Source organism: Streptomyces sp. RLA012, from assembly GCF_056270325.1.
Window position 1 is genome coordinate 1,219,068 of the sequence record NZ_JBWDPA010000002.1, and the last position, 21,095, is coordinate 1,240,162.

General features: G+C 70.4%; 22 protein-coding genes and 1 pseudogene. 11 read left to right on the top strand and 12 right to left on the bottom strand.

Translation table 11 applies throughout. The annotated features are described in order from the left end of the window. Positions 1-33: 33 nt before the first annotated feature. The 6 genes from RV986_RS06060 to RV986_RS06085 form a co-directional block, all read right to left on the bottom strand. Positions 34-870, bottom strand: coding sequence for an undecaprenyl-diphosphate phosphatase (locus tag RV986_RS06060; RefSeq protein WP_475916384.1), 837 nt, complete (start codon positions 868-870; stop codon positions 34-36). 117 nt (positions 871-987) lie between these two features. Continuing rightward, positions 988-1,362, bottom strand: coding sequence for a fluoride efflux transporter CrcB (gene crcB, locus RV986_RS06065; protein ID WP_475916385.1), 375 nt, complete (start codon positions 1,360-1,362; stop codon positions 988-990). Positions 1,363-1,364: 2 nt separating this feature from the next. Continuing rightward, positions 1,365-1,826 (bottom strand): fluoride efflux transporter CrcB, encoded by a 462-nt coding sequence (gene crcB, locus RV986_RS06070; RefSeq protein WP_475916386.1) that lies wholly within the window; start codon positions 1,824-1,826, stop codon positions 1,365-1,367. A gap of 202 nt (positions 1,827-2,028) precedes the next feature. After that, positions 2,029-2,316, bottom strand: a complete 288-nt coding sequence (locus RV986_RS06075) for an ArsR/SmtB family transcription factor (protein ID WP_475916387.1) — start codon at positions 2,314-2,316, stop codon at positions 2,029-2,031. A gap of 304 nt (positions 2,317-2,620) precedes the next feature. Then, complete coding sequence (locus tag RV986_RS06080; RefSeq protein ID WP_475916388.1) at positions 2,621-4,180, bottom strand: glycosyl hydrolase 53 family protein; 1,560 nt, start codon at positions 4,178-4,180, stop codon at positions 2,621-2,623. A gap of 149 nt (positions 4,181-4,329) precedes the next feature. Then, positions 4,330-6,351: a beta-galactosidase gene (locus tag RV986_RS06085; RefSeq protein WP_475916389.1), complete on the bottom strand. Its 2,022-nt coding sequence runs from the start codon at positions 6,349-6,351 to the stop codon at positions 4,330-4,332. 186 nt (positions 6,352-6,537) lie between these two features. Between RV986_RS06085 and RV986_RS06090 the strand changes: the two genes are divergently transcribed. The 6 genes from RV986_RS06090 (at position 6,538) to RV986_RS06115 (ending at position 11,649) form a co-directional block, all read left to right on the top strand. Then, entirely contained in the window at positions 6,538-7,857 is a 1,320-nt protein-coding gene (locus RV986_RS06090) for an extracellular solute-binding protein (protein WP_475916390.1), read from the top strand. After that, the gene (locus RV986_RS06095; protein ID WP_475916391.1) at positions 7,854-8,777 is read left to right on the top strand and encodes a carbohydrate ABC transporter permease; all 924 of its coding nucleotides are present in this window, start codon (positions 7,854-7,856) and stop codon (positions 8,775-8,777) included. Before RV986_RS06090 ends, RV986_RS06095 begins: the two co-directional genes overlap by 4 nt. Beyond that, a complete protein-coding gene (locus RV986_RS06100) occupies positions 8,774-9,679 on the top strand; it encodes a carbohydrate ABC transporter permease (RefSeq protein ID WP_475916392.1) in 906 nt (301 codons plus the stop codon). The genes RV986_RS06095 and RV986_RS06100 overlap by 4 nt, the downstream gene beginning before the upstream one ends. After that, positions 9,676-10,707, top strand: coding sequence for a LacI family DNA-binding transcriptional regulator (locus RV986_RS06105; protein WP_475916393.1), 1,032 nt, complete (start codon positions 9,676-9,678; stop codon positions 10,705-10,707). Before RV986_RS06100 ends, RV986_RS06105 begins: the two co-directional genes overlap by 4 nt. Before the next feature lie 121 nt (positions 10,708-10,828). Next, positions 10,829-11,182 carry a VOC family protein gene (locus RV986_RS06110; RefSeq protein ID WP_475916394.1) on the top strand — a complete coding sequence of 118 codons (354 nt, stop codon included), beginning with the start codon at positions 10,829-10,831 and terminating at the stop codon, positions 11,180-11,182. A gap of 71 nt (positions 11,183-11,253) precedes the next feature. Next, entirely contained in the window at positions 11,254-11,649 is a 396-nt protein-coding gene (locus RV986_RS06115) for a MarR family winged helix-turn-helix transcriptional regulator (RefSeq protein ID WP_475916395.1), read from the top strand. Positions 11,650-11,678: 29 nt separating this feature from the next. On the opposite strand, the gene pqqB is transcribed toward RV986_RS06115, so the two are convergent. The 3 genes from pqqB to RV986_RS06130 form a co-directional block, all read right to left on the bottom strand. Continuing rightward, on the bottom strand, positions 11,679-12,566 hold the full coding sequence (gene pqqB / locus RV986_RS06120) for a pyrroloquinoline quinone biosynthesis protein PqqB (protein ID WP_475916396.1): 888 nt from the start codon (positions 12,564-12,566) through the stop codon (positions 11,679-11,681). Positions 12,567-12,627: 61 nt separating this feature from the next. After that, on the bottom strand, positions 12,628-13,740 hold the full coding sequence (locus RV986_RS06125; RefSeq protein WP_475916397.1) for a hypothetical protein: 1,113 nt from the start codon (positions 13,738-13,740) through the stop codon (positions 12,628-12,630). Positions 13,741-13,825: 85 nt separating this feature from the next. Continuing rightward, positions 13,826-14,263, bottom strand: a complete 438-nt coding sequence (locus RV986_RS06130) for a type 2 periplasmic-binding domain-containing protein (protein WP_475916398.1) — start codon at positions 14,261-14,263, stop codon at positions 13,826-13,828. Between the two features lie 40 nt (positions 14,264-14,303). On the opposite strand from RV986_RS06130, the pseudogene RV986_RS06135 reads away from it, so the two are divergent. The 4 genes and pseudogenes from RV986_RS06135 to RV986_RS06150 all read left to right on the top strand — a co-directional run. After that, positions 14,304-14,564 (top strand): annotated as a pseudogene (locus RV986_RS06135) (sulfonate ABC transporter ATP-binding protein); the annotation flags it as partial. Next, entirely contained in the window at positions 14,561-15,529 is a 969-nt protein-coding gene (locus RV986_RS06140) for an ABC transporter substrate-binding protein (RefSeq protein ID WP_475916399.1), read from the top strand. The pseudogene RV986_RS06135 and the gene RV986_RS06140, both read left to right, overlap by 4 nt. Before the next feature lie 23 nt (positions 15,530-15,552). Next, a complete protein-coding gene (locus RV986_RS06145; RefSeq protein ID WP_475916400.1) occupies positions 15,553-16,653 on the top strand; it encodes an LLM class flavin-dependent oxidoreductase in 1,101 nt (366 codons plus the stop codon). A gap of 364 nt (positions 16,654-17,017) precedes the next feature. Then, entirely contained in the window at positions 17,018-17,485 is a 468-nt protein-coding gene (locus RV986_RS06150) for an FAD-linked oxidase C-terminal domain-containing protein (RefSeq protein ID WP_475924189.1), read from the top strand. A gap of 75 nt (positions 17,486-17,560) precedes the next feature. On the opposite strand, the gene RV986_RS06155 is transcribed toward RV986_RS06150, so the two are convergent. Further along, positions 17,561-17,992 (bottom strand): SseB family protein, encoded by a 432-nt coding sequence (locus RV986_RS06155; protein WP_475916401.1) that lies wholly within the window; start codon positions 17,990-17,992, stop codon positions 17,561-17,563. 204 nt (positions 17,993-18,196) lie between these two features. Between RV986_RS06155 and RV986_RS06160 the strand changes: the two genes are divergently transcribed. Then, the gene (locus tag RV986_RS06160; protein WP_475916402.1) at positions 18,197-19,459 is read left to right on the top strand and encodes an alpha-L-fucosidase; all 1,263 of its coding nucleotides are present in this window, start codon (positions 18,197-18,199) and stop codon (positions 19,457-19,459) included. A gap of 96 nt (positions 19,460-19,555) precedes the next feature. Here RV986_RS06160 and RV986_RS06165 read toward each other — a convergent pair whose 3' ends face one another. Together RV986_RS06165 and RV986_RS06170 are read right to left on the bottom strand one after the other, a co-directional pair. Beyond that, positions 19,556-20,569, bottom strand: coding sequence for an NAD(P)H-dependent glycerol-3-phosphate dehydrogenase (locus tag RV986_RS06165; protein ID WP_475916403.1), 1,014 nt, complete (start codon positions 20,567-20,569; stop codon positions 19,556-19,558). Beyond that, positions 20,566-20,985, bottom strand: a complete 420-nt coding sequence (locus RV986_RS06170) for a GtrA family protein (protein ID WP_475916404.1) — start codon at positions 20,983-20,985, stop codon at positions 20,566-20,568. The genes RV986_RS06165 and RV986_RS06170 overlap by 4 nt, the downstream gene beginning before the upstream one ends. Between the last annotated feature and the right edge of the window lie 110 nt (positions 20,986-21,095).

Consider the following 21,095-nt stretch of genomic DNA (forward strand, 5'->3'; position numbering starts at 1 on the left):
CTTAGCACCCCCTGTGACCTGCTGTTTCCGCAGTCAGCTGCTGAGGGTTCCGTTGGCCAGCAGCCCGAACAGCACCACACCGATCACGATCCGGTAGATCACGAAGGCGTTGAAGGAGTGCTTGGCGACGAACTTCAGCAGCCAGGCGATCGACCCGTAGGCGACCACGAAGGAGACGATCGTGCCGACGGCGAGCGGCGCGGCGCCCACCCCCGTACCCAGGGCGTCCTTCAGCTCGTACAGGCCGGCGCCGGTGAGTGCCGGGATGCCGAGGAAGAACGAGAGCCGGGTCGCGGCGACCCGGTCCAGGTCGAGAATGAGCGCGGTCGACATGGTGGCACCGGAGCGGGAGAAGCCCGGGAAGAGCAGTGCGAGGATCTGCGAACAGCCCACCAGCATCGCGTCCTTGAAGGACGTGTCGTCCTCACCGCGCTTGTGCCGGCCCATCTGGTCGGCCGCCCACATCACACCACTGCCGACGATCAGCGAGCCCGCGACCACCCACAGCGAGCCGAGCGCCCCGTCGATGAGCGGCTTCGCGGCAAGTCCGACGATCACGATCGGGATGGTCGCGTAGATGACCCACCAGGCGAACTTGTAGTCGTGGTGCTGTCGCTCCTCGCGGTTGCGCAGCCCCCGGCCCCACGCGGAGACGATCCGCACGATGTCCTTGAAGAAGTACACCAGTACGGCGGCGATCGCGCCGACCTGGATGACCGCTGAGAACCCGACGACGGCCTTGTCGTCGACCGGGATGCTCATCAGCCCCTCGGTGATCTTGAGGTGGCCGGTGGAGGACACGGGGAGGAACTCGGTCACTCCCTCGACGACTCCGAGGACGACGGCCTGACCGACGTTGATGACGCTCATGGAATCCAGTTCTGAAGAGATGGAGGAGGTGGAGGAGGTGGAGGAGACGGAGATGATGGAAGAGTTGGTCGACAGTGCTGTAGACAGTCTTACTATGCGCGAGTGAGGCCCGAGTACCTAGGCCCACAAAACCTGTGCGATCGAGACCCCGGCGAACGCCGCGCCGAGCCCGGCCGTCACACTCACGAGCACATTGGCGGCGGCGTAGAACCCCGCGCCGGTCTCGGTCAGCCGTAGTGTCTCGTACGAGAACGTCGAGTACGTGGTCAGCGCCCCGCACAGGCCGGTGCCGAGGAAGAGCTGAAGGTGCGAGCCCGCGGCGCCGGCGGAGACCGCGCCGGTCAGCAGGCCGAGGATCAGACAGCCGACGACGTTGACCGCGAGGGTGCCCCAGGGGAAGGCCGTGTCGTGCCTGGCCTGCAGCACGCGGTCGGTCAGGTAGCGCAGGGGCGCACCGAGCATTCCACCGGCGATCACCAGCAGCCAGTTCACAACTACTTCTTACCTTCCTTGCCCGTTTTGCCGGTCTCAGGGTCTCGTACCACCAGGGCGCGGCGGGTCGCGGTCACCGCGAGCCACACCGCCGCGAGCGCCGCGCACAGGGTCGCGACGAGATAGGCGAGGCCGGTTCCGGGGTGTCCGGAGTCGACCAGTCGCTCGATGTCGACGGCGTACGTCGAGAAGGTGGTGAACCCGCCGAGCACACCGGTGCCGAAGAAGGGCCGCACCAGCCGGTGGGCCGTCCACACCTCGGTGACGACGACCATGAAGACACCGATCACCGCGCAGCCGATGACATTGACCCAGAACGTGGTCCAGGGGAACCCGCCCGTCTCCGTGGGCCACAGCCGCGCGGCACCGTAACGGGCGGTTGCACCGATGGCACCGCCGACCGAGACCATCGCCACGACCGGGCCCTGGCCGCGCCACGGGGACGCGGGGTGCGTGATCGTCATGGACGCACTTCTCCTACTCGCCGGGGCCCGGACCCGCCAGGCACGCGTCATCGCAAGTAGGGGCCGTTGGCGGTACCGGTGCCGCGGTTCGGGTACGGCGGGCCCCACCGCCGCGCCGCGACACATGGTCGCGGCCGGGGAACAGGGTAACGCCGGGACCACCGGCCCCGCACACCCGAGCGGAGCCGGGCGGAGCCCGCTCCTACCAGCCCTTCTCGAACAGATGCCGGACCTCGGCGATGCGGTACTCGTCGCGGCGGTAGAACGTCCGCCGCCCGACCTTTCTCGCGCGCAGCAGGCCGATCGCCGTGAGGAGGTCGAGATGCGTGCGGGCCGCGGTGCGGCTCACGCCGAGCTTGGCGGCGAGGGCGGCCGCGTCCACACCGTCCTCGGCGGGATCGCCGTACCGCTGCGGCGGGAAGTGCGCGGCGGGGTCGCGCAGCCACTCCAGGATGTCCAGGCGTCGCCCGCCGACGGGAACCCTCAGCATCCCTCGTCCCCCTCCGTGATGGTGGCGCTCTGTGACCACTGTCCCGCAGCCCGGGGCGGTGCGCACGGCCCTTGAGAACCTTCGCGAAGGCCCGGGACCCCTGGAGCACCACAAGGGCCCGGCCGCCTCAGCGATGCTGTTGGCAAATCCGCCGCGGGGAACACTCTCCTTGGAAGCCGTGAGCACTAGATCGATCTAGTGCTCACGGCTTCCGGCACACATGCCGCGGAGCCGACGTGGCCGACCGGGTTGGCCAACAGCATCGCCTCAGCGACCGGGCCCTCATGTCATCGGCGGTGGCCGGTCAACGGTGGCTGAACCACGACATGGCCGGCAGTGCCTTGTCGTCGTAGCCGAACAGCGCCTGGTTCTCCCAGCCGTTGCCGGAGGCGGCGTCGGCCGGGTCCCAGCCGTTGCCGGTGACGGCGGTCCAGGTGGCCTCCCAGTAGAAGACACCGAGGCCGCGACCGTTCGGGACGGCCTCCACGATGTTCGCCACGGCGTTCATCCACGCCGTCTGCCCGGCCGTGGTCGCCGGGTAGCCGGAGACCAGTTCACCGGTGGTGTCGATCTGGTTGACGAGCGAGTCGTCGCTGTCGAGACGGAAGGGGTAGGCCGTCTCGGCGATGAAGACCGGCTTGCCGTAGCGGGCGGCGACATCGTCGAGGGTGGCCTGGGCAGCGGCGAGCGAACCGTGCCAGTAGCCGTAGTACGACAGGCCGATCAGGTCGTAGTTGATCCCGTAGGAGGCCGCGTTGTCGAACCACCAGCGGACAGTGCCGTCGTCCCCGGCGTTGGCCAGGTGCAGCGCGACCTGGGTGCCGGCGGAGACCGCCTTCGCGGCGCTGTAGCCGGAGTTGATCAGCCCGGCGAGCTGCGACCAGTTGTCGGTGGAGCCCTCGGACCACAGCATGCCGCCGTTGATCTCGTTGCCGACCTGCACCATGTCGGCGGTGGTGCCCTGGGCCTTCAGCGCGTTGAGGACGTCGTACGTGTGGTTGTAGACGTCCGTCTTGAGCTGGCTGTAGGAGTGGCTCGCCCAGGCGGCCGGCTTGGTCTGCTTGCCGGGGTCGGCCCAGGTGTCCGAGTAGTGGAAGTCGACCAGGAGCTTCATGCCCTGCGCCTTGACGCGCTTGGCCATCGCCAGGACGCGCGTCTTGTTGTTGTAGCCGTCGGCGGGGTTCACCCAGACCTTCAGGCGCGCGTAGTTCATGCCGGCGGACCTGAGGATGGCGAGCGCGTCGCCGGTGGTGCCGGAACTGGTCCTGTAGACGCCGCCGAACGCCTCGCTCTTGACGAGGGAGGAGATGTCGGAGCCCTTGACGGACAGTCCGGTGGTGCCGGAGGTGAACGTCAGGTCGTCGACGTTGATCCAGTTGCCCGCCTTGGCGTCGGAGTAGACGCTGATCGTGCACTGGTTGTTCGTCACCGAGACCGGGACGACGAGGTGTATCCATGCGCTGGTGGAGACCGGCAGGTCGGTGCGCTGCTCGGTGCCACCGCAGTTCTTCAGCGCGAGGTAGGCGGAGTTCTGGCCGCCGCCCGAGCGCACCCAGGCGGTGAGCTTGTAGTTCCCGTTGGTCAGCCCGGAAAGGTACTGGTACGTCTCCACCTTGTACGCGGCGGAGGAGTACTGGGTGAGGCGGTAGCTCCCGCTGTGGCCACCGGACTCCACGTACGAGGCACCGGTGTCGCCGTACTCCGACCACCCGCCGGGGGTGGCGGCGCCGGAGCCGTCGGCCTCGAACCCGGCGTTGGTGAGGGTGCTCGCCGCCTGTGCCGTCTGTGCGGGCAGGGCGGTGAGGGCCAGCCCGGCCGCGAGCGGCAGCAGCAGGGCCCTGAGTGTGCGTCTGGGATGGAACATCGTCGTCCGTCGTCCCTTCGACGTGATGAGGATGGGGTGCCCCTGGAGTGGCTCTGGGGGCGGCCCCTCCGCCCGCGGCTCTCGTGGCACTCACGGGCGGAGGGGAGTCGGCTGGGCCGCCGGGCCCTTCGACCCGGACGGCGGTCGGGTCAGCCGTCGAGTCGTACGACCCGGACGGCGCCCGCGGGCAGCGCGAGGCGGCCTGCGGCGCGCTCGCCCGTGAGCAGTTCGGTGCCGGTCGCGTCCAGCGCCACCTTGGCGTCCGACGAGGTGTGGTTGATCGCGAACAGGAAGGTGCCCGACGCACCGCGGCGACGGACCACTTCGACATCGCGGGGCAGATCGGCGCGCGGCGCGATCCGCGCGTCGTCGGACGCCCAGCCGATCAGGGCGTCGAGCCCCTGGGCGCCGAGGCGGGTGGAGACGTACCAGGCGGAGCCCTCCCCGAGACGGTGACGGGTGACCGCCGGGTGGCCCGCGGTGAGTCCGTCGGCGTACGTCCACACGGTCTCGGCGCCGCGCGGCACCACGAACTCGGTCCAGACGTCGCCGGTGAGTTCGGAGCCGTCGGGGCCGGTGATCCGGACCCGGTCGTCCTTGAGGAGCGGGGAGAACTCCTCGACGGTCAGGCCGAGCACGTCCCGCAGCGCGCCGGGGTAGGCGCCCTCGTGCACGGCGTCGTGCTCGTCGACGATGCCGGAGAAGTACGAGACGACGAGGGTGCCGCCGTGTCCGACGTACTCCCTGAGGTTGTTCCCGGCGGCCTCGGTCATCAGATAGAGGGCGGGGACGACGACAAGGGGATAGGCCGACAGGTCGGCCTCCGGGTGGGCGAAGTCGACCGTGAGGTGGCGGTCGAAGAGCGCCTCGTAGAACGCGTCGGCACGCTCGCGCGGGTCGTGGTCCTCGCTGGGGCGCCAGTCGAGGTTCTGCGCCCACCAGGAGTGCCAGTCCCACAGCACGGCGGCGTCGGCGACGGTGCGGCTGCCCTTGACCGAGGTCAGCGAGTCGATGGACGCGCCGAGCTCGACGACCTCGCGCCAGACCCGGGAGTCGGTGCCGGCGTGCGGCAGCATCGCCGAGTGGAACTTCTCGGCGCCGCGCCGGGACTGCCGCCACTGGAAGAACAGGGCGCCCTCGGAGCCGCGCGCCACGTGCGCGAGGGAGTTGCGGGCCATCTGGCCCGGGGCCTTCGCGGGGTTGCGGGGCTGCCAGTTGACGCCCGAGGTGGAGTGTTCGAGCAGCAGCCAGGGGGCGCCGCCCGCGACGGAGCGGGTGAGGTCGGCGGCCATCGCGAGGTTGACGTGGGTGCGCCGGCCGTCGGTGATCAGGTAGTGGTCGTTGGTGACGAGGTCGACCTCGCGGCCCCAGGCCCAGTAGTCGACGGAGTCGCACTGGCTGAGGGCGGTCATGAAGTTCGTGGTGACCGGGATGCCCGGGGCGAGGCGGTGCAGGATGTCCCGTTCGGCGACGAAGTTCTCGCGCATGGTCTCGTCGGCGAAGCGCTTGTAGTCCAGGGCCTGGGCCGGGTTGCCGACGGTGGGGGTCACGCGCGGCGGGTTGATCTGGTCGAAGCCCGTGTAGCGCTGGCCCCAGAAGGCGGTGCCCCAGGCCTCGTTGACCGCCTCGACGGTCCCATGGGTGCGGGCCAGCCAGCGGCGGAAGTGGGCGGCGCAGGACTCGCAGTAGCAGGCCGAGACGGGGACGCCGTACTCGTTGTGGACGTGCCACAGGGCGAGCGCGGGGTGGTCGGCGTACCGGGTGGCGAGCTCGGTGGTGATGCTCGCCGCGGCGGCGCGGTAGTCGCTGTTGCTGTGGCAGATGGCGCCGCGCGAGCCGAACTCGTAGCGGGTGCCGTCGGCGGCCACCGGCAGCGCCTCGGGGTGCTCGCGGTAGAACCAGGCGGGCGGCGCGACGGTCGGGGTGCCGAGGTCGGCGCGGATGCCGTGCTCGTGCAGCAGGTCGAGCAGTCGGTCCAGCCAGCCGAAGTCGTGAGTCCCCCGGGCGGGTTCGAGCAGCGCCCAGGAGAAGATCCCGACGCTCACCATCGTGACACCCGCCTCGCGCATCAGCCGGACGTCCTCGTGCCAGACGCTTTCCGGCCACTGCTCAGGGTTGTAGTCCCCACCGAAGGCGAGCCGGGTGAGGCCCTTGGGTGTGGTCTCCGGCATGGATCTTCTCCCGTTTAATCGATCATTTGGGAACGTGCACACACTCGATCAGCGGCGCGAGCCCAACATAACCGCACAGCAACAACCATTGACAAGTGTCCGGGATGTTTCTCTACTGTGAACGCTCACAGAAGCATGGCACGGTCGCCGCAGCAGGCGGGGACCCAGGTCAGGGGAGAAAGATCCATGCCAAACACGAAGCTGCGTCGCCTCGTGGCCACCTCCATCGCCGTCACGCTCGGCGGCACCGCACTCGCCGCCTGCGGCTCGTCGGACGACAAGAGCTCGTCCGAGTCGGGTCCGGCGTCCCTGACGTACTGGACCTGGACTCCGGGCATGGACAAGGTGGCCGACCTCTGGAACAAGGGGCCGGGCAAGCAGCAGAAGATCACGGTCACGGTGAAGAAGCAGGCGTCGGGCGACACGCTGGTCACCAAGATCCTCACCGCGCACAAGGCGAAGAAGGCCCCGGACCTGGTCCAGGCCGAGTACCAGGCGCTGCCGACCCTGGTCAGCAATGACGCGCTCGCCGACATAGCGGGCGAGTCGAAGGACGCGAAGAGCAAGTTCGCCGACGGTGTCTGGCAGCAGACGACGCTGGGCTCGGACTCGGTGTACGCGATCCCGCAGGACATCGGGCCGATGATGTTCTACTACCGCGAGGACCTCTTCAAGAAGTACGGCCTGACCGTTCCCACGACCTGGGAGCAGTTCGCCGAGACCGCCCGCGCGCTCAAGAAGAAGGCCCCGGACAAGGACCTGACCACCTTCTCCGCCAACGACTCCGGGCTCTTCGCGGGTCTCGCCCAGCAGGCCGGCGCCAAGTGGTGGACGGCCTCGGGCGACAAGTGGAAGGTCGGCATCGACGACGCGGCGACGGAGAAGGTCGCCACGTTCTGGGGCGGCCTCGTCAAGGAGGGCGCGATCGACAACCAGCCGATGTACACACCGTCCTGGAACAAGGCGCTGAACACCGGCAAGCAGATCGCCTGGGTCAGCGCGGTCTGGGCGCCCGGCACCCTCACCACCGCGGCCCCCGACACCAAGGGCAAGTGGGCGATGGCCCCGCTGCCGCAGTGGTCGGACAACCCGGGCGTCACCGGCAGCTGGGGCGGCTCCTCGACCGCCGTCACCACGGACTCGCAGCACAAGGCGGCCGCCGCGAAGTTCGCCACCTGGCTGAACACGGACCCGCAGGCGGTGGCCGCGCTGGCGAAGGAGGGCGGTATCTACCCGGCCGCCACCACCGCGCAGACCAGTGACGCCTTCTCCCAGCCGCCGGCGTTCTTCTCCAACCAGGCGGACTTCTACCCGAAGGCCGCGGAGATCGCCAAGACCACGGCGCCCTCCGCCTGGGGCCCGAACGTGAACGTCGCCTACACGACCTTCAACGACGCCTTCGGCGCCGCCGCCAAGGACAAGTCGGACTTCACCGTCGCCCTGAAGAAGATGCAGGACGACACCGTCGCCGACCTCAAGAAGCAGGGCTTCGGGGTCGCTCCGTGACGACGGCACGTCGGAGGTCGTACGGGGTCAAGGGGGCCCCGTACGCCTTCCTCCTCCCCGCGACCATCCTCTTCGCCCTCTTCTTCGCGCTGCCCATCGGCTACGCGCTCTGGCTGAGCCTGCACAAGGTGCAGGTCAAGGGCCTGGGCCTGGGCTCGGGCGCCCGCAAGGAGGTCTGGGCGGGGCTGGAGAACTACAAGGACGCCCTCTCCGACTCCGAGCTGCTGAGCGGCGCGGTGCGCGTGGTGGGCTACGGCGCCATCGTGATCCCGGTGATGCTGGGCCTCGCGCTGCTGTTCGCGCTGATGCTGGACACGGACAAGGTGCGCCTGACCCCCTTCACCCGGCTCGCGATCTTCCTGCCGTACGCCATCCCCGGCGTCGTCGCCGCGCTGCTGTGGGGCTTCCTGTACCTCCCCGACGTCAGCCCCTTCTACTTCGTCCTCGACAAGCTGGGGATGCCGCAGCCGAACCTGCTGGACGGCGGCCCGCTGTATCTCGCGCTGTCCAACATCGCGGTCTGGGGCGGCACCGGCTTCAACATGATCGTCATCTACACCTCGCTGCAGGCCATCCCGGCCGAGGTGTACGAGGCGGCGAAGCTGGACGGCGCCACGCCCCTGCAGATCGCGCTGAAGATCAAGATCCCGATGGTGGCGCCCTCACTGGTCCTCACCTTCTTCTTCTCGATCATCGCGACACTCCAGGTGTTCAGCGAGCCGACCACCCTCAAACCCCTCACCAACTCCGTCTCCACGACCTGGAGTCCGCTGATGAAGGTGTACCAGGACGCCTTCCGCAAGGGCGACATCTACTCGGCCGCCGCGGAGGCGGCGATCATCGCCGTCGTCACCCTCGTCCTGTCCTTCGGCTTCCTGCGGGCCGCGAACTCCCGTAACAAGCAGGAGGAAGCACGATGAGTTCTCTTGCCGTACGCAAGGCCGCACCGGCCGCGGGTACCACCCCCGGCACCGCCCAGGGCCCGCCGCTGCGCCGCCGTATCGCCTTCGTGCCCACCCTGACGCTGCTGCTCGGCGCGCTCTACTGTCTGCTGCCGGTCGCGTGGGTGGTGATCGCGGCCACCAAGTCGGGCCGCGAGCTGTTCTCGACCTTCACCTTCCTGCCGGGCTCCGGCTTCACGCAGAACGTCAAGGACCTCAACGCCTACCGCGACGGGATCTACTGGAAGTGGATGGGCAACTCCGCCCTCTACGCGGGCCTCGGCGCCCTCCTGTCGACGGCCGTCTCCGCGCTCAGTGGGTACGCGCTCGCGATCTACCGCTTCCGGGGCCGCGAGACCGTCTTCAGCGTCCTGATGGCGGGTGTGCTGATGCCGCCGGTGATCCTGGCGATCCCGCAGTACCTGCTGCTGGCCAAGGCGGACCTCACGGACTCCTACGCGTCCGTGCTGCTGCCCCTCGTCCTGTCCCCGTACGGGGTCTATCTCGCCCGGATCTACGCCGCCGCGGCCGTGCCCGGTGACGTGGTCGAGGCCGGCCGGATGGACGGGGCGAGCGAGTGGCGGATCTTCACCCGGATCGCGCTGCCGATGATGGTGCCCGGGCTGGTGACGGTGTTCCTCTTCCAGTTCGTCGCCGTGTGGAACAACTTCCTGCTGCCGTACATCATGCTCAGCGACGACGAGAAGTTCCCGATCACGCTGGGTCTGTTCACACTGCTCGAACAGGGCTCCAACACCCCGGCGCTGTACACGCTGGTGATCACCGGCGCGCTGCTCGCGATCGTTCCGCTCATCGCTCTCTTCCTGGTCATCCAGCGGTTCTGGAGCCTCGATCTGCTCTCGGGAGCCGTAAAGTCGTGACCATGACCAACGCGGGGGGCCGGCGCAGACCGCCGACGATCCATGACGTCGCGCGGGAGGCGGGCGTGTCCCGGGGCACGGTGTCGCGGGTACTCAATGGCGGGCACTACGTGAGCCCGGCGGCGCAGGAGGCGGTCAACGCCGCCATCCGCAGAACGGGCTACGTCGTGAACCGGCACGCCCGCTCGCTGATCACCGGCCGCTCCGACTCGATCGGCTTCCTGCTCACCGAACCGCAGGAGCGGTTCTTCGAGGACCCGAACTTCAACGTCCTGCTGCGCGGCTGCACACAAGCACTCGCCGCGCACGACATTCCCCTCCTGCTGATGCTCGCCGGCACCGAGGACGAGCGGCGGCGCATCACGCGGTACATCACCGCGGGCCATGTCGACGGAGTACTGCTGGTCTCCAGCCACTCCGGCGATCCGGTCGCCGAGCAGCTGCGCGAGGCGGGCGTCCCGCTGGTCGCCTGCGGCAAGCCCATCGGGCTCGGCTCCAAGGTGAGTTACGTCGCCGCGGACGACCGCGACGGCGCCCGGGACATGGTCAAGCACCTGGTCTCCCTGGGCCGCCGCCGCATCGGCATGGTCACCGGCCCGCTCGACACCCCGGGCGGTGTCGAGCGGCTCGCGGGCTATCGCGAAGTGCTCGCCGAGGCGGGCATGGAGGCCGACGACCGGCTCGTCGCCTCCGGCGACTACAGCCGGGCCAGCGGTGAGGCGGGCGCGGAGCTGCTCCTGGAGCGTGTCCCGGACATGGACGCCGTCTTCGTCGCCTCCGACCTCATGGCACAGGGCGCACTCACCGCTCTGCACAAGGCGGGCCGCCGGGTCCCGGAGGACGTCGCGGTCGGCGGCTTCGACGACTCCACCGCCGCGATCTCGGCAACCCCCGCCCTCACCACCATCCGGCAGCCGTACGACCGCATCAGCAGCGAGATGGTCCGCGTCCTGCTCGCGCAGATCGGGGGCGAGGACCCGGCGGCGGTGATCCTGCCGACGGAACTGGTGCGGCGCGACTCGACCTGAGCCACGCCCCGCCGTGTCCCGTCGGGGGGACTGGCCCCCAACCGGTCAGGATTCGAGAAGCCTCCCGGCACTCCTCCGCCCTAGCGTGGTGAGCACCGGAAACCACCACGGAGGAGTCACCATGACCGCAGGGCTGAAGACCATCGTCTACCCCGTCAAGGACCTCGCGCGGGCGAAGGCCCTGTTCAGCGCGTTGCTCGGGACGGAGCCGTACGCGGACGCCGCGTACTACGTCGGATTCAAGGACGCCGGTCAGGACGTCGGTCTCGACCCCAACGGCCACGCCAAGGGGATGACCGGACCGGTCCCGTACTGGCACGTCGACGACATCCGGGCGACGCTGGCGGCCCTGCTGGAAGCCGGGGCCGAGCCGCTGCAGGACGTCCAGGACGTGGGCGGCGGCAGGCTGATCGCCTCGGTCAAGGACGCGGACGGGAACCTCGTCGGGCTTCTCCAGGACCCCCGGGGCGAGTAGCCCCGGCAAGTCGATGCAAATGCACTAGTTGCACGCTCAACAAACCGCTCCACCTCTGTTACCGTGCAGATATGGCAGTGAACACGGCGGGTGAGACCCGGCTTGAGGACCAGTGGCGGGACATCCTGTCGGTGCACGCGCGCACGATGTGCGAGATCGACCGCGCGCTGCATCCGCACGGCCTCGGCGCCAGCGACTTCGAGGTGCTGGACGTCCTCGCCTCGGGCGAGCTCGCGCGGACGGGCGAGCACTGCCGGGTGCAGAACATCGCCGACCGCGTCCATCTGAGCCAGAGTGCCCTGTCCCGCCTGATCAGCCGGCTGGAGAAGGACGGCCTGCTGGAACGGACGGTCTGTCTGGAGGACCGGCGCGGTGTGTGGGTCGTGCTCACCCAGAAGGGACGCGACCTGCATACCGAGGTGCGCCCCCTGCAACGCGCCGTCCTCGCCCGTATGTTGGCCGCCTAGCACCACCCGCTTCGCACGGAAGACCGTCTCTACACCACGAACTCCGCCCCGTCCGGGAGTACTTCCACCCCGGCCCCGCTCACCCGTGCCCGGGCGTCCGAGGCCGGGTCGAGCAACGGGTTGGTGTTGTTGAGGTGGGTGTAGATCCGCCGCGGCCGGGGATGTCGGGCGAGGGCGGCCAGGCTGCCGCCCGCGCCCGCCACCGGAAGATGCCCCATCGCGGCCTGCCGCCCACCCCGCGAGCGCACGGCCGTACCCATCTCGTCGGCCTCGTAGAACGTGCCGTCGAGCAGCGCGCAGTCCGCCGTGGCGAGCAGTTCGTCCAGCGCCGGGGTCCAGGCGCCCAGACACGGCGCGTACAGGAGCGTTCCGCCGCCGGCCAGGTCCTCGATCCGGTACGCGGTCACCCAGCGGTCGTCCCGGGCGGGACCGGCGACGTACTTCGGGGCCTTGCGGCCGACGGGGTGCGCGGTGACGACCAGGCCGCCGGACAGGACGAATCCGCCCTCGGTCAGGCTGTCCGCCCACTCCCAGGGGGCATAACGGTCGAGCATGGGCCGCAGCGGGGCCAGCGTGGCGAGGACGGTCGGCGCGGCGTAGACCTTGAGTCCCGCGCCGCCGCGCAGCACGGCCAGCCCCGTGACGTGGTCGGCCTCGGCGTCGGTCAGCAGCACGCCCCGTACCGGTGTGTCCCGTGGTCCCGGCCCGGGCGCGAGCGCGGGAGTGGTGGTCAGTTGCGTACGGATGTCGGGTGAGGCGTTGAGCAGCCACCAGTCGCGGGAGTTGCCGCTGACGGCGACGGACTCCTGCGTGCGCGCGGGCAGTTTTCCGTCGCGGGCCGCCCCGCAGAGCGCGCACGCGCAGTTCCACTGCGGGAAGCCGCCACCGGCGGCCGTACCCAGCAGGACGACTTTCACGTCAACCCCCACCCTCCGCGTCCGACCTTCCCGGAGCATCTTTCCCTCACCACGGCCCGGACTACGCCGCGGCCGGGGGTAGTTCCGGACCGCCTTCGCCCGGGCGCCGGTCCGCGGGCCGGGCCGGCGGGATCGGTGCCGTGGAGAAGTCCCGCGGCCCGGTCCACAGCGCGGGGACGGCGTCGCCGCGTCGGCACAACTCGAAGGCGATCGTCTCGTAGTTGACCCGCCAGCCGTGGAAGTGCGGCCACGCCTGCTCGGCCGTCCGCTCGGCGGGGAAGCCGGCCGCCTCCACCATCGCGACGGCCGCTTCGAACTCCACGAAGGACAGCTGGATCGGGATGTCGGGGGCGGGGTCGGTGTCGTACGCGAAACGGAGGGAGCGGGCGATGTCGCGCAGTGCGGTGAAGCCCGCGCGCAGCATCAGCCGGGCCTCGGGCGGGGCGCTGCTCGGGGTGAGGGAGAGCTGCATGGCGGCCGCGTCCATGACGGCGACCAGGCCGACGATCCAGCTGCGGTAGGGCCGCGGTGAGCGGAAGGCCAGCAGGATCGGATACGTGGAGTGGCTCTCGCCGATGTCCGAGGCGAGCCGCTCCCAGGACCGGTACAGCTCCGGCAGCGCGGTCTCGGTGTCGACCAGCCACTGCCGGGCCAGGATCTCCGGTCCCCAGGCGGGCTCGCCCGCGCGCGACTGGAGCAGGGTCACCTCCAGCTCGCGGCGGTTGTAGGCGGCGTACAGGGTGGGCAGGTAGGAGATCTGGAGCGCGATCACCACCGGTCCGGTGACGGCCGCGATGAAGTCCACCACGGACAGGTGCAGTCGGTCGCCGCTGGCGAAGCCGAGGGTGAACAGGCTGGAACCCGCCTCCCGGACCGATTGGGTCCAGCTCAGCGAGGAGATGGCGTGCAGCAGCAGTCCGAAGCCGATCAGGGCGCCGCCGAGCCAGCTCACGAGCATGCCGATCAGCATGAGCGGGGCCAGCCAGGTCTGTGCGCGGTCGATGGCGCGGTAGCTGCCGTCGGGGGCGGCCAGGCGCAGCAGCAGCCGGAGCGCGCGCCACCAGCGGATCACCATCGAGGAGTACAGCCCGCGGGGTACCACGAGGGTGCGCAGGATGCTGGCGAACACCAGCAGCAGGAGCAGGCCGCCGGCCACGCCCGAGATCCAATTCATGCGGTCATTGTCACGCCCGGCCCCGGCCTCGTCCGCGCGGCACCTTCCGTACGGCGGCTCGGCACGGTGGATCCCGTACGGCGGTTCAGCGCAGTAGGTCCCGTACGGCGTCGAAGGCGGCCGTGACGGTCGCCGGGTCCGCGCCGGGACGGGACAGCGCGCTCATGGGGATCGGGGTGACCGGGGGCAGCCCGTCGTAGGGGCTGAGGCCGTCCGGGGCGGGTCCGACGGCGGCGAGCAGGGCCACTCCCTGGCCGGTGCGGGCGATGTCGAGGACGCCCGCGAGGTAGCCGGCGTCGCCGACCACGGTGGCCGCGACGCCGTGCGCGGCGAGGGTGGCGATGGCCCGGCGGCGGATCGCGCACGGGTCCTCGATGGCCACCAGCGGGACCGGGGCGGGTGCGGCGGGCGGCGCCCAGCCGGGCGTGGCGTGCCAGGTGAGCGGCAGTCCGCCGACGGGGGTGCCCTCGGTGGCGGCTGCCTCGGTGACGTACACCGCGACGTCGACGCTGCCGCGTTCCACGGCCTCGACGAGGCGGGCCGAGCGGTCGATGCGGAAGCGGACCCGGCAGCGGGTGCAGCAGCTGGTCGCCGAGCTGTGGCAGCGGCACGGCTGCGCGATCCTCCTGGTCACCCATGACGTGGAGGAGGCGCTGCTGCTCGCCGACCAGGTGCTGGTGATGGACGAGGGCCGCATCGCCCACGAGTTGACCGTCGACCTGCCCCGCCCTCGTGACCTGACCGCCCCGGAGTTCGTGACCCTGCGCGCCCGCCTCCTGACCTGGCTCGGCGTGACCCGCACCCTGGAAGGAACCCCCTCGTGATCCGCAGAATCGCCGCCGCCACCCTGAGCATGACCGCCCTGCTGGCGTTGAGCGCCTGCGGCGCCGACTCCTCGGCGGACACCTCCGCCGGTAAGCAGGTCACCCTCACCATCGGCGACCAGGCCAAGACGCTCCAGACGATCATCGCCGCATCGGACGCGCTCAAGGGTGCCAAGTACAAGGTGAAATGGGCCGAGTTCCAGGGCGCGGCCCCGCTCTACCAGGCCGTACAGGCGGACGCCGCCGACACCGGGTTCTCCGCCGACCTGCCCGCGCTCCAGGCGCTCAGCGGTGGTGTCAAGATCAAGAACGTCGCCGCTCTGAAGAACGACGGCACGCACGTCGGGATCGTCGTCGGCAAGGACTCCGGCATCGACAGCGTGAAGGACCTCAAGGGTCAGAAGGTCGTGGTGTCCTCGGCGAAGGGCAGCGTCGCGGAGTATCTGCTGGCCAACGTCCTCAAGCAGAACGGGCTCAGCTACAAGGACGTCAAGGTGCAGTACCTGCTGCCGACCGACGCGCAGGCCGCCTTCTCCTCCGGGAAGATCAAGATCTGGGCGACCTTCGGTGTCTACCAGGCCGTCGGCCTGGAGCAGGGCGGCAAGCTTCTCGTCGACGGCGGGGACGGCCGGGTCAGCGGCATCGGTTTCGTCAACGCCTCCGACAAGGCCCTCGCGGACTCCGCGAAGAAGACCGCCCTGAGCGACTTCCTGCAGCGGCTGAGCACGGCGTTGAAGTGGACCAGCACCCATCAGGACGCGTACGCGAAGGCCATCGAGGAGCGCAACGGCGCCGACGCCACGGTGGCGAAGACGCTCGCCTCGGCCGCGTACAGCCAGGTGCTGCCGATCACGTCGGACGTCAACACGACCGTCCAGGGCGTGGCCGACCTCATGAACAGCATCGGGGTTCTCGACCCGAACGTGGACGTGGCCAAGGCCACCGACACCTCCCTGCTCAAGTGACCCTCACTCCTTAGGAGTTGCTCATGCCTGTCGAGTTCATCAGCGCCGTCCACACCGACTCCGGCGCCTCCGGACCCGCCGCCGCGAGCCGTACCGGCCTCGACGTCGACCATCTGCGCACGTACGCCCGGGCTCTCGACGACGGCGGCTTCGACCACACCCTGGTCGCCTATCACTCGGCCTCGCCCGACGCCTTCCAGGTCGCGCAGTTCGTCGCCACCCACACCGAACGCATCCGCCCGATCCTCGCCCACCGGCCCGGCGTGATCTTCCCGACGCACGCGGCCCGGGCCCTGGCCACCCTGGACCGGATCAGCGACGGCCGGCTGTCGCTGCACATCATCTCCGGCGGCAGCGACGAGGAGCAGCGCCGGGAGGGCGACTACCTCAACAAGGCGGAGAGGTACGAGCGTTCGGACGAGTACATCCAGATTCTGCGGAAGGTGTGGCAGGCCGAGGGGCCCGTCTCGCACGAGGGCAAGTACTACAGGTTCGAGGGCTACCACTCCGATGTGAAGCCGGTGCACGGGCTGGTCCCGGTGTCCGTGGGCGGCTCCTCGCAGGACGCCTATCGGGTCGGCGGGCAGCAGGGCGACATCTTCGGGCTGTGGGGCGAGCCGTTGAAGGAGACGGCGGAGCAGATCGCCGCCGTCAACTCGGTCGCGGAGGCCGCCGGGCGCCCTCATCCCCGTATCTGGGTGTCGTTCCGCCCGATCATCGCGCCCACCGAGGAACTGGCCTGGGAGAAGGCCCACCGCACCCTCGGCGTCCTCAAGGACCAGGCGAAGAACACCGAGTTGCTGCGCCACTACCGCACCACGGGCCGCCCGGCGAACGTCGGCTCGCAGCGGCTGCTCGACATCGCCGAGCGCGGCGAGGTCCACGACCGCTGCCTGTGGACCGCCCCCGCCGCCGCCACCAACGCCGCGGGCGCCTCGACCGCGCTGGTCGGCACCCCGGAGACCGTCGCCCAGGCGCTGCTCGACTACGTCGACATCGGCTGCGACCTGCTGTCGATCCGCGGCTACGACCCGCTCAACGACGCGATCGACTACGCCCGTCACATCCTCCCGCTGGTCCGGCAGGAGCTCGCCCACCGCGCCGCGACCACCCGGGCCGCCTGATCCCCGCTCGCGTCCCCTGGAGATTCCGTGTCCCGTCCCACCCTGCGCGCGTCGGCCGCCGCGCCGTCCACCACCGCGTCCGCCCGGCTCCTGGGGCTGCTCGCCCGTGATCTGCCGCCCGACCGGCTGACCACGGACCCGGTCGCGCTCGCCGGGTACGCCACCGACCGCTCCGGAACCCGGCCCGACGGCCTTCCCCTGGCGGTGGTGCACGCCCGGCGGACCGAGGACGTGACGGTCACCCTGCGGCACGCGCACGCGCTGCGGGTGCCGGTGGTCCCGCGCGGCGCCGGCACCGGTCTGTCCGGCGGGGCGACGGCGGGCGGCGATCGAGGCGCGGGCCGTCGCCCGGCTGCTCGCGCCCCTGGCCACCTCGGTCGAGACGACGGAGGATCCGGCGGAGGCGGCGGCCCTGCTCACCGCCCGCCGCCTCGCGCTGCCCGCGCTGGAGCGCCTCGGCCGTCCGCTGATCGAGGACATCGCGGTGCCCCGCTCCCGGCTGGCGGAGGCGGTCCGGGAGATCCGCGCCCTCTCCGTACGCCATGACGTGCCCGTCTTCACCGTCGCGCACGCGGCGGACGGGAACCTCCACCCGATCATCGTCGTGGATCCGTCCCTGCCCGGACTTCCCGACGCGGCCTGGGAGGCGGCGGGCGAGATCTTCGCGCTGGCCCTGCGGCTGGGCGGCACGCTGACGGGCGAGCACGGGGTGGGGATCCTGAAGCGGCAGTGGGTGGCGGACGAGCTGGGGCCCGCGGCGCACGCGTTGCAGCGCCGGCTGAAGGAGGCGTTCGACCCGCGGGGGATCCTCAATCCGGGCAAGAGCCTGTAGGCCACGGCCACGGCCGCGGCCGCGGTACCGCACCGGCCGATGCGGCCGATCCGGCCCGGGCGGCCCACGTGGGGATCACGCCTGCGGCCGGGCCAGCAGGGTGCGTACGCCCTCGGAGGTGAGCGTCAGGCAATGCGGCGAACTCGCGTCGATGGTGAGGGACAGCTCGCCCGAGGGCCACTGGGAGGCGAGCGCGCCCAGCGGAACGAGACGGTAGCGGGAGACGAACGGCAGCAGCCCGGTCATCTCCCGCTCCGAGGTGAACACCGGCACGACCTGCTCGCCGTCCGGCTGGTCCAGGACGGGCAGCGCCACGGCGGTGGGGTCGCGCAGGTCCTCCTCGTTCGCGTCGTCCGGCACGGGGATCAGCACCTCGCTGTCGGCCAGCGTGTCGAGGGCCGTCGCCTTCGCGCCGTTCTCGGTGTTCTCGGCGAGGGTGGTGAGCGCCTGCTGGGCCGGTGTGGCGGAGGGGGGCAGGGGGTGGTGGTTGTTCAAGGGTGTGTCCATGGCAGATCCCAGGTTGTGGCGGACGGGTCGCCCGGGGCGGGAGCGCCCCGGGGGTGGGTCCTGTCGCGCGTACCCACCCCGCGCCGGGACATTCCTCGAACCCGCCGGGCGAACGCCCGGCCTGCGGAGAGCATGGTGAAAACGGACCAGTAATGGTGACCGGCGCCCACGCGCCCGGCGGACCCCGCCGCCTAGCGTGGGCCCATGCCGATGCAACCCTGGTTTCCCGACGCCAAGCTGGGCGTCTTCATTCACTACGGTGTCTACGCCGTGGGCGGAGCGGCCGAGTCCTGGTCGTTCTACACGGGCGAGATGACCCACGAGCAATACATGAATCAGCTCACAGGCTTCACCGCGTCGAAGTACGATCCGGACGCCTGGGCCGAGCTGTTCGCCCGCATCGGCGCCCGGTACGCGGTCCTCACCACCAAGCACCACGACGGCGTCGCCCTCTGGGACACCGACCACCGCAATCTCGACGTCGTCCGGGACACCCCGGCCGGCCGCGACCTGGTCACCGGCTTCGTCGACGCGCTGCGCGAGCGGGGCCTGAAGGTCGGCCTCTACTACTCGCACTCCGACTGGAACCACCCCGACTACCCCAGCATCCGGCACGTCCGGCCGGGCGAACCGCCGAGCCCCTACTCGCACGCCGAGCCCGGCAAGGAGGACCCGGCGGCCTGGGAGCGCTATCTCGCCTACCGCGACGGCCAGGTCGGCGAACTCATGGACCGCTTCCGCCCCGATCTGCTCTGGTTCGACGGCGAGTGGGAGCGCACCGAGGAGCAGTGGCGGATGGACGAGCTCGCCGACCTGATCCTCGCGGGCAACCCCGAAGCCGTCCTGAACGCCCGGATGCTCAGCCACGGCGACTACGCCACCCCCGAGCAGGGCACCCCGCTGCAGGCCCCGGACGGCCCGTGGGAGCTGTGCCTGACGATCAACGACTCGTGGAGCTACCGGCCGCAGGACCGCGACTTCAAGTCGGTGCGCCAGCTGGTGCGCTACTTCACCGAGACGATCGGCATGGGCGGCAATCTGCTGCTCGGCGCCGGACCCCGCGAGGACGGGACCATCCCCGAGGAGCAGATCGAACGCCTGGAGGGGCTCGGCGCGTGGATCGGGCGGCACACGGACGCGGTGTACGGGACGGTCGCCGGGCTGCCCGCCGGGCACCACTACGGTCCCAGCACCCTGTCCGCCGACCGGCGCACGCTGTATCTGGTCTGCTTCGACGCCCCTCGTGACAATGTCTCGCTGCGCGGCCTGCGCAACGAGGTCAAGCGCGTCACGGTCCTGGGCACCGGCACCGAACTCGGCCACCACGTCACCGGCGGCCTCGACGCCGTCCCGGGAGTGACCTGGATCGACGCCCCGGCCGCGGCAGACCTCGACGAGTACGCCACCGTCCTCGCCGTCGAGCTGGAAGGTGAGCTGGACCTCTACCGGGGCACCGGGCGCGACTGACACAGGAACCGGTCCGCGCGGCGGCGTTCCCGCCGGCGCGGGGTGGTCACACGGGGCGCGTACGACGAGTTGCCCCGCACGGCGGCGGGGCGACCGTCATGGTCGGATGCCGTACCGCTCGGGCTTGGGCGTGCGCGCCATCAGCGTGCCGACCGCCTCCTTGACGGTGGTCTTCCCGTCGATGACGGATGCGACGACCTCGGTGATGGGCATTTCCGCACCGTGGTCGCGGGCCAGGTCGAGGATCGCCCGGCAGGATTCCACGCCCTCCGCGGTCTGGCCGGTGGCCGTGGTCGCCTCGGCGATCGTCAGACCGCGGCCGAGATGCTCGCCGAAGGTTCTGTTGCGCGAGAGCGGTGAGGAGCACGTGGCCATGAGGTCGCCCGCGCCCGCGAGTCCGGAGAACGTGAGCGGGTCGGCGCCGAGGAGAGTGCCGAGTCGGGCGGTCTCGGCGAGTCCCCGAGTGATGAGCAGTGCCTTCGCGTTGTCGCCGAACCCCATGCCTGCCGCGAGTCCCACGGCCAGAGCGATCACGTTCTTGACGGCGCCGCCCAGTTCGCAGCCGACGACGTCGGTGGCCGTGTAGGGCCGGAAGTAACCGGTGTGGCAGGCGGTCTGGATCTTCTCGGCGGCGGTCTCGTCACAGCAGGCGATCACGGAGGCCGCGGGCCGGCGCTCGGCGACCTCCCGGGCGAGGTTCGGGCCGGAGACGACCGCGACGCGCTCTGCGGGGATACCGGCGACCTGAGTGATCACCTGGCTCATACGCAGGCCGGAACGGGTCTCGACGCCCTTCATGAGGCTGACCGCCAGGGCGTGGGGTTCGATGAGCGGGGACCAGGTCGCGAGACTGTCGCGGAGTGTCTGGGCGGGGATCGACAGGAACACCAGGTCGGCGCCGACGAGAGCCTCGGCGGGGTCGGTGGTGGCGTGCAGGGACGGGGGCAGGGCGACGCCGGGCAGATAGGCGGGGTTCTCGCGGCGAGCGTTGATCACGTCGACGAGCTCGCGCCTGCGGCCGTGCAGGACGACCTCGTTGCCGGCGTCGGCGAGCACCACCGCGAACGCCGTGCCCCACGATCCGGCCGAGAGCACCGCCACCCGGTTCATCGTGCCCCTTCCTCTTCTTCGACTCGGGTGCCTGTGCGGGTCGGGTCCGGCGTCACGGACGGGAGCAAGATCGCTCGGCTGGCGAGGTAGGTGAACGGTACCGCCACCGCGGAGGCGAGCAGCGCCGCGGTCCGGGACCCGCTGTGGCACATCTCCACCAGAACGTTGAGGGCGACCGTGGAGACCACCAAGTTGGTGGCGGTCGCCAACGGGAAGCGCACAAATTTCCGCCAGGTGGGTCGGGTCCGGTACGTGAAGCGCGCGTTGAGGAAGAACGAAACGACCGTGGCCGCGCCGAACGCCAGGAGATGGGCGGCCAGATAGGGAAGGGCCACCAGGAGTGAGAGGTAAAAGCCGTAGTACACCGCGGTGTTGACGACCCCGACGACGGCAAACCTCAGAAACTGTCCGATCATGTCCCCCTCATTGAAGCAGAGCGCGGCGGGCGCGCGCGCACCGGACGCGCCCCCACACCAAAGGATTTCTGCGACAATGTGCTTTCACGCAACTACACTCGGTGGCGATC